This is a genomic window from Bifidobacterium felsineum, assembly GCF_002802915.1.
Classification (GTDB): domain Bacteria; phylum Actinomycetota; class Actinomycetes; order Actinomycetales; family Bifidobacteriaceae; genus Bifidobacterium; species Bifidobacterium felsineum.
In genome coordinates, this window is sequence record NZ_PEBJ01000004.1 from 94362 (window position 1) to 109484 (window position 15123).

General features: G+C 56.4%; 5 protein-coding genes. All 5 read right to left on the bottom strand.

Annotated elements, in window-relative coordinates; genetic code table 11:
* The 5 genes from CSQ86_RS08210 to CSQ86_RS08230 all read right to left on the bottom strand — a co-directional run bounded on the left by CSQ86_RS08210 (window position 1) and on the right by CSQ86_RS08230 (window position 14883).
* Window positions 1-1182 carry a glycosyltransferase gene (locus tag CSQ86_RS08210; protein WP_165773808.1) on the bottom strand — a complete coding sequence of 394 codons (1182 nt, stop codon included), beginning with the start codon at window positions 1180-1182 and terminating at the stop codon, window positions 1-3.
* A gap of 227 nt (window positions 1183-1409) precedes the next feature.
* Window positions 1410-9728, bottom strand: coding sequence for a Spy0128 family protein (locus CSQ86_RS08215; protein WP_100494627.1), 8319 nt, complete (start codon window positions 9726-9728; stop codon window positions 1410-1412).
* Complete coding sequence (locus CSQ86_RS08220; RefSeq protein ID WP_133119276.1) at window positions 9647-11575, bottom strand: isopeptide-forming domain-containing fimbrial protein; 1929 nt, start codon at window positions 11573-11575, stop codon at window positions 9647-9649. The genes CSQ86_RS08215 and CSQ86_RS08220 overlap by 82 nt, the downstream gene beginning before the upstream one ends.
* A gap of 450 nt (window positions 11576-12025) precedes the next feature.
* A complete protein-coding gene (locus tag CSQ86_RS08225) occupies window positions 12026-14305 on the bottom strand; it encodes a DUF2207 domain-containing protein (protein ID WP_100494630.1) in 2280 nt (759 codons plus the stop codon).
* On the bottom strand, window positions 14305-14883 hold the full coding sequence (locus CSQ86_RS08230; RefSeq protein ID WP_100494631.1) for a LemA family protein: 579 nt from the start codon (window positions 14881-14883) through the stop codon (window positions 14305-14307). Before CSQ86_RS08230 ends, CSQ86_RS08225 begins: the two co-directional genes overlap by 1 nt.
* Window positions 14884-15123: the final 240 nt, after the last annotated feature.

The window sequence follows — 15123 nt, forward strand, 5'->3', positions numbered from 1 at the left end:
TTACTTGGCAGAAGACCTAGCCGATGAATGCAGATAGTTCATCAGTTGCGCCACTGTTTCCTCATCGCTGTGCGCGATGGTCTTCAGATGCTCACTGATCTTCTCCCTCCGCTCCGGTGATGAGGCCAACGAAAGTATTGCTTCAGCGAAGGCCTCGGGATTCAATGGGCATAATACGCCGGTCACGCCATGTTCGATCTGTTCGCTCATTGCCGGTATATCCGTAGCGATTACCGGTTTATGCAGCACCAACGCCTCTTGCACGGCGAGCCCGAATCCTTCGCTTCTGGAAGGTTGCACATAGAGGTCCGCATGTTTGACATATGGCATGGGGTTTGCCATATCGCCGCACAGTATAAAGGAATCTTCCAGATGCAACCGATGTATTCTGCGTTCCAGCGGTTTTCTGTAGTATCCTCCTCCTATCACATACCAGGTGAAAGCAAGACCACGGTCACGCAGCAACGCTGCTGCATCAATCGCGATATCCAATCCTTTGATTTTGTCCAGTCTGGCAACGGTCACGATATGCAAATCATTCGCATCGCGCCACCGAGGCGTATATTGGGTTGCCCGTTGCCTAATGCCGTCCGCGTCAATGAGGTTGTACAGCACTTGGGTCTTATTGGCATATTGAGGCCATTTCGTATCGACGGCCTCTTTCAACTCATGTGAAACGCAGAATATGGTGTCGAAATCCGGAATTAAATCGCGAAATGCAAAGCCCAAACGGAGATGTGCATGAAGCCATATCGCTTTTAATGGAGCTGATAGAGACGATGCAACAGTCATCGATATGCCCGGTCCCGTAAAACCCAATACAGCATCAAAAGCATCCTGTGGCAGTCCCGTTACATGACGCATGGCATAGGCGTCTGACCACCACGATGGCCGAACGCCGAATAGCATTGCCGCTGCTTTAATGCAACGACGAATCAGTATGAAGGTCCGCGGCGTTGCCTGCCAATTGAGCCCGGACATCATGCCGGAAAACCATGTATCGGAGTGCAGGTAGTGTACTTGCACTCCCTCCGGTATCAGATCCCGAACTGCATGCTGCTCATCGGTGCATATGATCACATCAATCTTGTGACCATAGTCACGCAGGATTTTCAGCAGCCGGGACAAAGCGGATTCGGCGCCGCCTCTAACGTTCAGCGTGCAGCATACTGCGATACGCATGGCATCACCTTGTGCTGCATTGAAAGGGGCGCTAAGCGATACCCCCCCCCGATAGATTTGAACGTCACTGTTCATAACAACCACCATCCCGAATAAGGGGTAAGAAAATCATTATACCTTACCCCCCTTCAACCGTTATAGTACGGGGGTGTTAACAGTAATGGGTGCCCTCCCGTCAGAGAAGGCACCCATTACTTACTCTCGCGGCTTATGCGCGGTCTATCGGGTTACTTGCAATGCTGGCCGTGGAAGGCGGCCTTACTGGTCACCATACCCCCTTCGCGCTTGCGCCGAATGGCGACGAGCATCAGACCACCGCCAAGCAGAACCAATGCAAATGCCGCAATGGTCGCCGTATCGGAACCGGTATCAGACAGCGGTGGCGTGTAGGTGTTCTCGAATGCCGGAGCCGCATGGTTGAGGCCAAGCAGGCCGGAGGAATATGCAACCGCAGCGGTCAGCGTGCCGTTCAGATCGTCGACCACAGTGACCTTGGCTGTGTACACGGTCTTGTCGTACGAGATGCCTTGTGCATCGCCGGCGGTTTCGCGAATCGTGTACTGGTACTCTCCGGCCTTATCGAACGCAATCGGAGCGAAGGCGATGGTGCCGTGAGCGGTGTTCTTCACCTGCTGGAGCGTCTTGCCATCGGCGTCGCGCAGTTCGAACGTGAACTCGCCGTCCTTCAGAGCACGGCCCTTCAGCGTCTTGGTGGCGTTGAAGGTGAACTTGGCGGGAGCAGGCGTATAGACGTTGGCGAATACCGCGTCCTTATCGCTCACTTCAGTCAAGCCCGGCTGGCCAGTGCCGTCAGCAGGTGTAGTGCGCACGATCCGATGTGTGGCGCTCATCGTGCCGTCGTGGTTGTCCACCACGGTGACGGCGACCGCATAGACCGTATCGTCATAGGTCACGCCTCCCAGGTTGCCGGCAGCCTCGCGCACGGTGTACGCGTAGGTGCCAGGCTTGGCATAGGTGATCTTGCCGAATGCGATCTTGCCATCCTTGCCGTTCGTCACGGTCTCGACGCCGTTCTTCGCGCCTTCCGGCATCGGGGCACCAGCAGCACCTGCGAGGGCGAAGGTGAATTCGCCATCGTTCAGGTTGCGACCGGTCAGCGTCTTCGTGAAGTTGAAGGAGTCGGTCGCCTTGCCTGCGGCATAGGTGTTCGCAAAGTCGAACAACGCGCCTGAGGCTGGGTCGGTGGTGGCGCTCATCGTGCCATCGCCGTTGTCCTTGATGGTTACGGTGAAGGTGCGAGTGAGGTTGGCATCGTTGGTGACACCTGCCACCTTGCCGGATTCGGTGACTGTGTAGGTGAACTTGCGTTCGGCCTGACCGTTCAGGTCGGCGAACTTGTATGTCACCTTGCCGAAGTCAACATTGCCGGCTGCGTCATTAGTGACTTCCGCCTTGCCTGGCAGCGGAGCCGGCTTGGAGGAATCCGCGGCATCCACGCCGGTGAGGGCAAAGGTGAACTTGCCCTTGAGCTGGGCAAGCGTGGTGGCGTAGTCACCGGCATCGAGCAGCTTCACGCCCTTGAACTCAATCGGAGCGGAGTCCGTGGTGGTGTAGTTGTTCTCGAAGGTGAGACCGTTGTTCTGGTCAAGACCGTTTGTGGTGAGCGTGAGCTTGCCGTTGTGGTCCTTGTCTTCCACGTTCACAGTGAACGTGCTGGTGCGGGTCACGGCACTCACGCCACCGGGCAAATCGGTTTCGGATTCGACGACCGTGTACGTGTGGTTGCCGAGGTTGGCGAGCGTGTAGCTCAGCGGTTTGTCGAAGGTGATCTTGCCAGAGGCGTCATTGGTGCCAGTGGCGACTGGAGTACCAGTGGCATCAGTGCCTTCGTAGACGTTGAAGGTGAACACATCGTTGGCGGTCAGCGCACGACCTTCAAGTGTCTTGGTGCCGGTGAGCGTGAGCTGGGCCGCGGCGGCATACGCGTTCTCGAAGGAGAACAGCTTCGCTGCATCACCTGGCTCAGTGGTCACCTTGAGAGTGCCGGTACCGTTGTCGGTCACCGTGACTGCGAAGGTCTTGGTTGTGGCAGCATCATTGGTAACGCCATCCGCAGCGCCGCTTTCCGCAACCTCATAGGTGAAGGTCTTGGAACGGGTACCGTCGGCCGTCGGCGTGGCATTGGCCAAATCGGCAAGCGTGTAGTGCAGCGCGCCAAAGTTCACAGTGCCAGCCGTGGTGTTCTTCGTTACCAGCGAATCCTTAGTCTCAAGCTTTCCGGAATCGCCTGCAACGCGGATGGGAGCACCATCCTTGCCGGTGAGCGTGAACGAGAACCTGCCGCCGAATTCGGCCGTGTAGTCCTTATCGTCGTCGCCCTTCACCAGCTTCGTACCAGCGATGGCAATCGAACCGACTGCGTCATAGGAATTGGTGAATATGGCCACCGGATCGCCGCCGGCATTCACCGTCTTCGCACTTCCATTTTGCTGGGAGACCAATTCCATGACAACCGCGGAGTGCAGCTTCCCCTTGCCGTTATCGGTTACGGTGACCGTGGCACGATACCAGTCAGTGGAGTAGGAGATGCCAGACAGCGGATGCTCAGGCGTGACTTCGCTGATGTTGTACCTGTAGACGCCAGCCTTCTCGTAAGTCATTTGGCCGAAACCGAATGCATTACCATCAGTGACGTCATGCGTGAGTACACCATTCTGGGCACCGGCAGGCATTGGCACATCATTCTTGGTCACGCTCGTGCCGCTGTCGGTGAGCGTACCGTCCACTGCCTCGAGCTTGAACGTGAATGCATCACCGTTTCGCCAGTCGCGGCCTTCGAGCTGCTTCTGAGCACGCAGCTCGGCCGTGCCACGCGTAACAGTCGGTGACGGTGGCGTGTATGTGTTGGTGAACGCCGCGTCCTTGTCTTTCACCGGAGTGGAACCAGTTGCTGTTGTGCGCATGATTTGATGCGTGGCGCTCATCGTGCCGTCGTGGTTGTCCACCACGGTGACGGCAACGGCGTACACGGTATCGTCATAGGTCACGCCGTTCAGATTGCCGGCGACTTCACGCACGGTGTACGCGTAGGTGCCGGGCTTGGCATAGGTGATCTTGCCGAATGCGACCTTGCCATCCTTGCCGTTCGCGACGGTCTTCACACCATTCTCCGCACCTTCCGGCATCGGGGCACCAGCAGCGCCTGTGAGGGTGAACGAGAATTCACCGTCGTTCAGGTTGCGGCCGGTCAGCGTCTTCGTGAAGTTGAAGGAGTCGGTCGCAGTGCCGCCGGAGTATGTATTCGTGAAGGAGAACAGTGCTCCGGAAGCCGGGTCGGTTGTGGCGCTTAGGGTGCCATCGCCGTTGTCGTGCAGGGTCACGGTGAACGTGCACGTGGTCTTCGCGTCGTTCGTTACGCCCGCGACATCACCGGATTCGGTGACGACATACGTGAACGTGCGTTCGGCCTGTCCACCAAGATCGGCGAAGTGGTACACCATCTTGCCGAAGTCGACATTGCCGGCCTCATCGTTCTTCGCGGTCAGCTCGGTCTTATTTGCAGAGGTCTGCCCATCCTCGCTGAGCACATGAAGTGGCGCACCATCCTGCCCCTTGAGCGTGAAGGTGAACTTGCCCTTGAGCTGGGCGAGCGTGGTGGCGTAATCACCATCGTCGAGCAGCTTCACGCCCTTGAACTCAATCGGAGTGGAGTCCGTAGTGGCGTAGTTGTTCTCGAAGGTAAGGCTGTCGTCTGCGCCGAGACCAGACGCCTTCACATCCAGCGTGCCGTTGTGTTTCGTGTCTGCAACGTTCACGGTGAACGTGTGGGTACGGGTCACAGCGCTCACACCACCGGGCAGGTCGGTTTCGGATTCGATGACCGTGTATGTGTGGTTGCCGAGATCCTTGAGTGTGTAACTCAGCGGCTTGTCGAAAGTAATCTTGCCGGAGGCGTCATTGGTACCAGTGGCGACTGGAGTACCAGTGGCATCAGTGCCTTCGTAGACGTTGAACGTGAACTTGTCGTTCTCGTTCAGAGCACGGCCCGTGAGCTTCTTGATGCCGGTGAGCGTGAACTGGGCCGCAGCGGCATACGTGTTCTCAAAGGAGAACAATTTCGCTGCATTACCCGGCTCGGTGGTCACCTTGAGCGCTCCGGTACCATTGTCTGCCACGGTAACCGTGAAGGTCTTGGTCGCGGCAGCATCATTGGTAACGCCATTCGCAGTACCGCTTTCCGCAACCTCATAGGTGAAGGTCTTGGAACGTGTGCCGTTGGCGTCGGCAGCGGCATCCTTCAGATCAGTCAGCGTGTAGTGGAGGCTGCCGAAGGATACTGTACCGTCCGCATTGTTGGTAGCGGTCAGCTCGTTCTTGTTCTGAAGCTTGCCCGCATCCTCGACGCGAATCGGGGCACCATCCTTGCCAGTGAGCGTGAACGTGAACTTCTTCGCGAAGTTCGCGGTTTGGTCGCTGCCATCATCACCAGTGACCTTCTTGGCACCGGCGACAGCGGTCTGACCGTCTGCATCATTGTAGGTGTTGGTGATTCGAGCTAATGGCTCGCCATTCTGAGCCTTGGTTTCGACGGCCTTACCCTGTTTGGCGGCAGGATCGACCTTGGAAACCAGTTCCATGGCAACCTTGGAGCTCAGCTGACCCTTGCCATTATCGGTTACGGTGACCGTGGCACGGTAGAGATCGGTGGAGTAGGACACGCCGGGCAATGGATTGCCAGGCGTGACCTCGCTGATGTTGTACACATAGGTGCCGGCCTTGGTGTACGTGATATCGCCGAAGTTGAACTCATTGCCGTTAGTTACGGTCTTGGTAAGTTCTCCATTCGTCGCACCGGCAGGCATTGGAATGCCGGCCTTGGCCACATCAGCCTTGTTTGCAGCAATCTTGCCGCTGACGGCTTCGAGCTTGAAATCGAAGCTGTCAGAGCCATCCGTGGCCCAATCGCGACCGTCGAGCACCTTTTGCGCGTACAGGTCAGCCGTTGCAGGAGCTGGCGTGTACACGTTGTTGAAGGCGGCTTCCTCGGAGTCGGCGTCGGTGGATGTATTCGGATTGCCGTCACTAACCTTATAGCTGACCGCAAGAGAGCCCTTGCCCGTATCGGTTACGGTCACTTCGACTGTGCGAGTGGTGGCATCGTAGGTGATGCCATCCTTTGTGTAGCCTGCAGCAACCGGGTTACCGTCAGCATCCAGCTCGGCAACCGTATAGGTCAGGTTCCAAGTCTTGGTGGCGGCAGTGTAGATCGCATAACCATCGTTCACGGCTTGTGCAAGCGAGGCAGGCGTGTAGTTGATGCGGTCGAAGGTGATGTGACCAGCAGTGTCGCCACTGAGCGGGGCAATGTTCTTCTTGGTCTGGATTGGCGTGCCGGTAGCGTTACCGCCTTGGTACAGGCCGAAGCTGAACTTGCCAGCGGTGAGCTTTGGCGCGGCAACACCGTCTGCGGCAGTGAGCTTCTTGTGCAGCTGGAAGAACGTGTAGCCAGCTGGCGCATAGATGTTGGTGAAGGTTGACTTATCTGTAGCTGCCTTGTCCGAATCGGTCAGAGCATCGGCATTGTCATAAGCAGGGGTGGCAGTAAGCGTACCGTCACCATTGTCCTTCACCGTAACGGTCACATAACCGACGTGCTCGTCCTTCTGCGTTCCGGTCTTGACGTTGCCCGTCTCGGTGACCGCGAACTTGAAGGTTCCCGGCTTGGTGAAGCGAACGCCATCGAAGTTGAAAGCGGCAGGCTGACTATCCTGTGCCTTCGCAACAGTAGTTTCCAACTCGTCAGCAGACGGGTCCGAACCAAGGACAATGGAATCGTCCTTGAGACCGGCACGAGCAGCCTTAGCCTCGGTAGTATCGTCTTGTGCGGCGGCAAGACGGAACGTGAACGTCTCGTTCGAATCTATGTCGCGGCCGGTCAGCGTCTTCTGTCCAGCAATATTTGCCTCAACTGGAGCGAGCTCATAGGTGTTGGAGAACACCGGGCGGCCGCTATCAAGCTTGGAAGCATCGATCTTGCTACCGTTTTCGTCCAGCACGTTGACCTGGTATCCCAGTACCTGCTTGCCGTCCTTGTCGGTGGTCATGGCCACAGGAACCTGCACGATGTAGGTGGTGCGATCATAGGTCATGCCGTTCAACGTGGCGGTCTTGCCATCGGCACTTGGCACGGCACCAACCGGTACGTTTTCGTTCAGGATGTACGTGTAGGTCTTGCCGTCATCGCGAGCGCTGGTGAGCTTGATTTCAGGGAATGAAGCAACACCGGCCTTGGTCACGTTGGCGACCACGGAATTACCTGTAGCACTCGTCGGGAGCGGGGCACCGTCCTTTGCAGTAAGCGTGAAGGAGAACTTGCCATTGATCAGTGGGTTGGAGCCCGTCTTATCCATGTACTTCTTCATGACCAGTAGGCCGAAGTTGGCCTCTTCCGGCTTGAAGATATTGGTCACCGCGGCCACATTGCTCTTGACTACTGCATTGTCTGCCGCAGTACCGTTATCGTTCTGCGCCTTGGTCATGGTGACGCCATCATTGCTGAGCTTGCCGTTGCCATCATCCTTAATAGTGACGGTAACGTTATACAGCGCGTTGGAGTAATCCACACCGGGCAAAGCCTGCTCGCCATTGTTGCCGGTAGGCGTGTATTCGAACACGGTGTAGTGGTATTCGCCGGCCTTGGTGTAAGTGATACTGCCGAATGCGTGTTCGTTGGCATCAGTCACATTGAGTTTGGCGTAGCCATTGGTTACGCCGGCTGGAAGCGGAGCATCTTCGGTTGGCGCTGCGGGCTGCAGACGGAATTCGAACGAATCACCGTCACGCCACGGGCGTCCGTCAAGCGTCTTTTTCACCTTGATGGCATTGCTGACCGTGGTTTCGGTGGGCTTATAGATGTTTTCGAACGTCCAGTCACCGTGATTTTCAGTGATGCCGGACACTTCAGCCTGGCCGCCCTTGATTTCAAGGACGCCAGTCGCCTTCCGATCCACGGTGAATTTCACGTTGGCAGTGCGGGTATCAACGGTCACGCCGTTGCCGCCCTTGCTGGTTTCCTTCACCGTGTAGGCGTAGGTGCCGGGCTCGGAGAACGTGAAGTCGCCGAACGTGAACTTGGAGATGCTGCCGTCTGCACCATCGCCGGTTTTCTTGGCGGTGGCAGTGGTGGCCTTCGGCATGGCTGCCTTGAGCTCGTCAGCAGTCACATCCTTGCTGTTCGTCGTATCCGGGGACAGCTGGAATCCGAACGCATCAGCATCAGTCCATGCGCGGCCGGTCAGCTGCTTGCCGAGGGTTACGGATCCCTTCACTGCAACGGGCTTGCGCTCATCGTACACGTTGAACGAAGTGCTGTCTGAAACCGGCAGACCGAATCCCCTGGCCCTGGCGAGCGCAGCAGCAGCCTCATTATCATCAGTACCGGGAAGCATGAAGTAATGCGGGCTAGCGTCCAGCTTGTATTCGGTGACCGTGCCGTCGTCGGCTTTGAAGGTCGGAGCCTTGGTTTCCACGAAGTAGTAGAGCGTATTGGTTTCCAACGGCTGGTCAGTCGAGCCAAACTGAGCATGTCCGGAAGTGTCGGTGGTGACATTGCCACCGACCTGGGCTGACGCCTTTTGCACCTGTTCGAACGCGACTGCGTTGCCGGAAAGCTTGTTCATATCCACCTTGTACAGCGCGAATTTCGCGCCGGACAGATAGCGGGACAGGTCCGCGGAATCAGCCTTGGTGATGGAAATCGAGCCCGCGGCGCCGTCGGTGCCGGAGGTCGGGTTGGTAACCTCCCAGTCATTCTTGTTGATGTCTTGCCCGTTGACAACACCTTCAAGCGTGACGGTATTGGTGAGATTCACCTTGTCGCCAGGCTTGCCGTTTGGCTTCACATCGTACGTTACGGTAACGGGCGTGGAGTCCGGCAGGGTGAGTGTGAGCTTGCTGGAGGGCTTGCCTTCCACGGTCACGTTCTCTACCTTGGCGGGCACAATGAGCGTGGCACCAGTGTTGGAGTCCGTAATCTTGAGCGACGCCGGAATGAACGTGCCTTCAGGATCCATCACATCAGACAGAGTGACGGTATCGGAATCCTTGATAAGATCAGCGCTTTCCGGATTCACCTTGATGGTGTAACGCACGCGGTTGAGGTCCTTGACCTGCGCTGCGGACTTGTCGATAACCTTGCTGCTGCCGCTGACGGTGTCGGAATCTTCACCGAAATGAATGCTACCGGAATCAGCTGCGGCCTTATTCGTAAAGGAGACCTCGCTACCGGTGCCCTTGGCCGCGGTCTGGTAGGTGAGCTTGGCATACGCCTTGTCGGAACCGTCTTGCTGCTCAACAGCATTCGTAGGAATGGTAAAGGTGAGTTGGCCATTGGCGTTCATTACGCCATCAAGTTCACCCTTCTTTGAGCCAGGCTTACTGCCGGCCTTCACTGTATACTCGCCGGATCCGGGTACATAACTCATACCTTGCGGCAAAGTATCGGTCACGACAATCGGATTGCCAAGTGTATCGACCTTGCCGATACCGCCATCGCCCTTATTGACATCGACCTGCCAGTCGGCCACCCAAGCACCCTTGGTGTGTCGGCAGGGTCAATCTGGCTCCAGTCGAAGTCCTTGTCCCACTTCATCGAGCCGGTCTTATTGACCAGATTCGTGTTCTCGATGTCGTAGGAGTTGCTGGCTGAAGTGGTTTTGCCGTTGTACTTCACTTTGGCGGTGTTCTTATAGACGCCCGGCGTCTTGTCGCTTACGGTCCAGTACTTCACCTGCACATCGGACTTACCAATGGCAGCCTTGATGGCATTGCTGGACTTGAATGTGATTTTGAATGCGTCCGCACCGTACTTATCGAGCGAATAGTCGGTACCTTCGGTGAGCGTCTTGTCGCCAATAGTGAGCACAGGTTTACGGTCCTGATCGAAACCAAAACCACCGTCCTTGGACCCATCGGCGTTCGACGCCTTGTCAAATTCAAGCTTTTCGTCAGTAAACTGCACACTGGTTGGATCAGTATTTGCAGCCATTAGCGAGAACTTCACCAAAGAGGTCCATTCGGCCTTGCCGTCCGTGGCAGCTGTGGAGGAATCCACGTCTTTGGTGACGTATGTGTTTTTGTCTTCCGGCTGTTCCGGGCCCTTTGGGGTGTAGGAACCATCGTCACTGCCACCGGGGTGGTTCTCGTCTGGAGGCGTGACTTCAGCGTGGTTGTTCACCTTGGCAGTGGAATTCTCATCATTGAGCGCAGTGTGGTATTCGATGGTGTATTGCTGCGCGCCGGCATCGTCCGGGAATGTGTAATTGAAGCTATCGGCCGAGCCATTCAGCTCACCAGTGGCTACAACCTTGCCCTTGGCATCCTTCACGGTGTACGAGCCAATGTAATGCTGGCCGCCCTGCAGTTGATCCGTGAACTTATAGCCGCCCATGTCGGCTTTGAGACTGCCGGTGTTGAGCTTGACGGTCCACTTGATATCGGAAGCAGTGCCGGAGCCGTTGGACTTCTGCACCATCTTGTAGCTGAAGTTCGGGGTGACGTCGGCCTCACCAGGATTATCGGAGCCATCCCAGGTCCAGTTAGCAACGTTCTGAGCGTTATCAAGCTTCTTGCCCTGGGCGAGCAGTTGCTTCGCGGCATCGGTGAGCTGCGCCTTGTAAGTGAGCTGGTAGCCGTCCTTATCCGCTTTAGCCAGATCGCCAAGGGTAATGGTAGCCTTCTGGCCACTGACGACCGCATTCACAGGCTTGCCGTCAAGTTGGAAGGAGCCATCGACAAACGTGAAGTTGGAGCCCATCGTATCGGTGACAACCATGTTCTGCACGGCGAACTGCGGCTTCAACGTCACAGTGAAGGTCACGGTACCGTCATCGTTCAGTTCGTAATCCTTCTGACCGCTCACCTTGGACTTGTCGATGGTGATGGTGATATCACCGCCACCACCCGGGAACGTGATGTGCTCCTTGTTGTCATTTCCACCAGCATCTTCGTTGAGCGTGAAATCAAAGCTCACAAATGATGTGATGTTAGAGGGATGCTGCGTCAGCCAGTCTTCATTCCAGGTAGCGGTAACCTCGCCATTGTTAATCGACCACGTGCCGGCCACATTGCCTTCACTGTCATACAGCGTGGAGCTCTTCACATCTTTGACGTTGATGTTATCGGGGAACTTGTAGGAACGCGTTGGGCTGTCAAGCGTAGGCTTCTCGGCGTCGGAGAAGTCGAAGCTGATTTGCCCGTAGAACGTCTGGCCAATCGCGACAGGCTGATTCGGATCATACAGCTGTGTATGGTTCTTGTCTTTGTACACCTTGACTGTCACGCCGCTGGTAACCTGCACGGCCGGGGCGTCCGGGTTATATGCAGTTTCAGCCGCATTGGCCACAGGAGTGAGATTCACACCCGTTACCAACATGGCTATTGTGGCCAATATAGCCACCAGCACTCGTCCGATTGCATTATTCGACAGGCGAAGCATTCTGATCCCCTTGTTTCTCCTCCAACAAGTAGGTCCGCCGAGATGAACCGCCATCCTGTGACACGCACGTATCGCGCACAGAACTCCCTTCAGGCCTCATAGGGCGCAGAATACCCCCGACCACGGAACAAATCGCCGACTGCAAACGTTGCAAAATCAACGATGCAAACGATTGCAAATCGTTAACCGAGTTAAAGCACACCCCCGTTTGCCTTATCGCAGTACGGAATCACACCATTATGTGAACGAACTCGCTACTGTGATGAATCTGACATAACTACGCAGCCAAGTACGACACGCCATCAAGATGAGGGAATAGGCAGGCCCTCTGCGCGCATTTGCAATGGTGTTCCTCAGAAACGAAACGCTGAAAATATCGCAGGCGTCTTAACGGCCCCCGAAGCTGCCGCCACCGGAACCTCCGGAAGAACCACCGAAGCCCCCGCCACCAGAGAAGCTGCCACTGGAGCTGAAATCACCACTGCTCGACGAACTTGAAGGCGCGGCGGCATCGATGGTGGAAGTGATGTCCGCGAATCCGGAGGAAAGTTGCGAGCCAAGGTCGCTGAAGCTCGGCACATACGAGGAGCCGCCAAACTGACCAGCGAGACCACCGCCCTGTATACCGGCCTGGGTTCCATAGCCATAGCGGGCATCGTCATCCCAGCTGTGTGAACGATAGGACCAGTAGAGCGTGGAATCGGAGGCGTTGTCGTCGAGCCAACGCGGATCGGTCACCTGCGGATACGCCTTGGCCAGCTCGGCGGCCACGCGGTCGCTGATGCCGAATGCGGCGGCGTACACCATATACCAATCCCACATGGCCAAGTCGGCGGTACCGCGGTCGGTAAAGCTGGAGAAATCCTGCATGTAATGCTTGAGACCCAGGCATTTACCGGCGATTTCCTGGCCCTGTGCAGTCAGTTCCTTTGCCGCACTGCCTGCTATGGAGAACATGCCGACGAAGAAAATCGGCATACCGATGATTACACCGACCATCGCATAGCCCAAAATCGCATTGCTCATCATAGAGCCGAAACCGATGAGTCCCGCGAAAATACCAGCCACAATCGCCTGCCAGCCGCGCGAACGCGAGGCGTTCAGACGCGCGTATTCGATATCGCAAGCGCCAGTGAACTTGTCGAGCTCCAGATAGCCGTCTTCCCAATCCTTGCAGGCCCGCTTCATTTGACCGAAGTCGAATACCGGGGAGCCGACGCGTTTGGAGATTACAATCATGAGGTTCAGCAGCGCATTCTCGGACTCGCTTAAACCCAGCTGCCCGACGTTCGGCACGCCATCGATGGATTCCGGCAGAATCACAACGGTGCGCGTAATGCGAGCGGCTCGGCGTTTGCCTGCATCGGCATCAATCATGTGGCTCAGCCCAGCCGGCGTGGCTTTGCTCATATCGATGCCGCGATACATGTCTGAAGGTCCCGGGTAGATGGCGATGGCTTTCTTGACGGCGAGCGACAGCATTGTTGCCGTAAGCTCGCGGTTCATTGGGCGCGAATGCTTAGGCGGCTCCACCACTTCGATGAGTCGAGCAGCCGAAGCCGGGCTGATGCCAGGCTGGTCGCGCCAGTACTCAATAGGTCCGCGGTATTTCGAGTTCCTATTGCTTCTGATCACGGCCACAATGCCCCATGCGCAGAAGATGAGACCGAGCACCACCGTCGCAATCCAAATGCCCAGACGCACGCGAGCCATCGTGCGCTGCTTATCGCGCCACTGCTGCTCCTGCTGATATTCGCTTTGCTTCAACGCGTCCAAGTGGTCTCCGGATAGATGGCGGGCGATGCCGGTGTCGTTTGGGGTCGCTTTGAATGCGGCGACCACGTCAAGATAGTCACCGGAGTGCACATTGTAGGCTTTAAATTTCAGGCTACCATCTGCTGCTCGGCGGGTTTCCGACGTGCGTTCGGTGTGCAGCCAGCCCCATGAAGTGTCTGAGGTGATGCCGTCCGGGAAATACACGGTGCCGCTCACTGTGCCAATCGGCACAGGATTGGATTTACCGAACGGCTCCCACTGCAAGCTTGCGATGTCATCCCACTGAGTAGCCACATCATGCAACGTAAAGGAAACATCGAATTTCAGCGAATCCGCGGACTCGGTGGCGGGGATGTTCCAACCGATTTCCACGGTTTTCTGGGTGGCGTCGGCACTGCCCGGCGTGGTGACGGTGAGCGCATCTTCTCCAGGGGTGTAGGGGTGGGCGTTGTTCTCGCCAGCGGTTACGTCCGCGATGTACCAATGGCCGGCGTAATCGGAATTCCATGCGTCATCGCTCGGCACCTCGTTCGGCATCGTCAATTCGGACTGTTCCTGGTATGTGGTGCCATCAGTGACATTGCGTACGTAGATATCACTGATATCGGTGAGATTGTCGCTACGCAGCGTGTATTGCTGATAGAGCTGCTTCCAAGGCTTGGTGTCGCCGTTATCGTCTTTGCGCTTCAGCAGCTTCATATCGATATGCTGCGTAACTTTGAGGTCGCCTTCAGTGGTGAAGGTGGCGTCATAGTCAAGTGTGCGATAGCTCAGGTCGGAGACGACTCCAGCGGCCATGGTCGTGCCGAAGGCGAACACTATGAACATGCCACTGACCATCAGCGTGATAACCACACTGATGATAGTGGCCCGAATCAATCTCTTTCTCATCAGAACTTCACCTGTGGCGCCTCGCGTGCAGACTCATCAACCTGGAAGTACTGCGCCTGTTCGAAATGGAACAGGCCAGCGATAATGTTGGTCGGCACGGTTTCGATGGCGGTGTTGAGCTTCAACACTACATCGTTATAGAACTGACGGGCGTATGCGATCTTATTCTCCAGTTCCTTGAGCTGACCCTGCAGATTCATGAAGTTCTGATTGGCTTGCAGCTGCGGGTAGGCCTCTGCAGTGGCCTGCAGATTGAGCAATGCGTGGGAAAGCTGGTTTTCCGCGGCGGTACGCTGCGCAATCGTAGCATTCGGATCATTCGCGGCAGCCACGGCACCGGCTCGAGCCTGAGTCACCTGCGTGAACACTTGGGATTCATGTGAAGCGTATCCCTTAACGGTTTCCACCAAATTCGGAATCAGATCGGCGCGCTGCTTCAACTGCACATCAATTTGCGCCCAGCCGTTCTTCACACGGTTCTTCAGTGTCACCAATCCGTTGTAGGCGCTGATACCCCAACCAATCACGCCCACGATAAGAACGACAATAACAATGCCAATGATTGCTCCAATGCTCATAACTGCCCCCTTGCTGGCCCGGGCGGGCTTTGCGATCTTGACTGCCATTCTTCCACTACCTCGCACAAAAAGCGAGGACGACAGATGAACTTTTGAAGGCGAAGACGGGGATTGTTGATTCAGCAAGCATTCAGGAACGTTCCAGTCAAGTGCAACGTAGTTTGTCAGTAGCGCCCAGCCTCACACCAGCGCGCAATCATCATGGACGCCGATAGTTAGGGGCAGAAGTTCCGCGCGAGG

Bases quoted from the DNA above. Each gene is read 5' to 3' on its own strand.
- CSQ86_RS08220 (WP_133119276.1), bottom strand. From the start codon at position 11,575: ATGTTGGTAACGGGTGTGAATCTCACTCCTGTGGCCAATGCGGCTGAA.
- CSQ86_RS08225 (WP_100494630.1), bottom strand. From the start codon at position 14,305: ATGAGAAAGAGATTGATTCGGGCCACTATCATCAGTGTGGTTATCACG.
- CSQ86_RS08210 (WP_165773808.1), bottom strand. From the start codon at position 1,182: ATGCGTATCGCAGTATGCTGCACGCTGAACGTTAGAGGCGGCGCCGAA.
- CSQ86_RS08230 (WP_100494631.1), bottom strand. From the start codon at position 14,883: ATGAGCATTGGAGCAATCATTGGCATTGTTATTGTCGTTCTTATCGTG.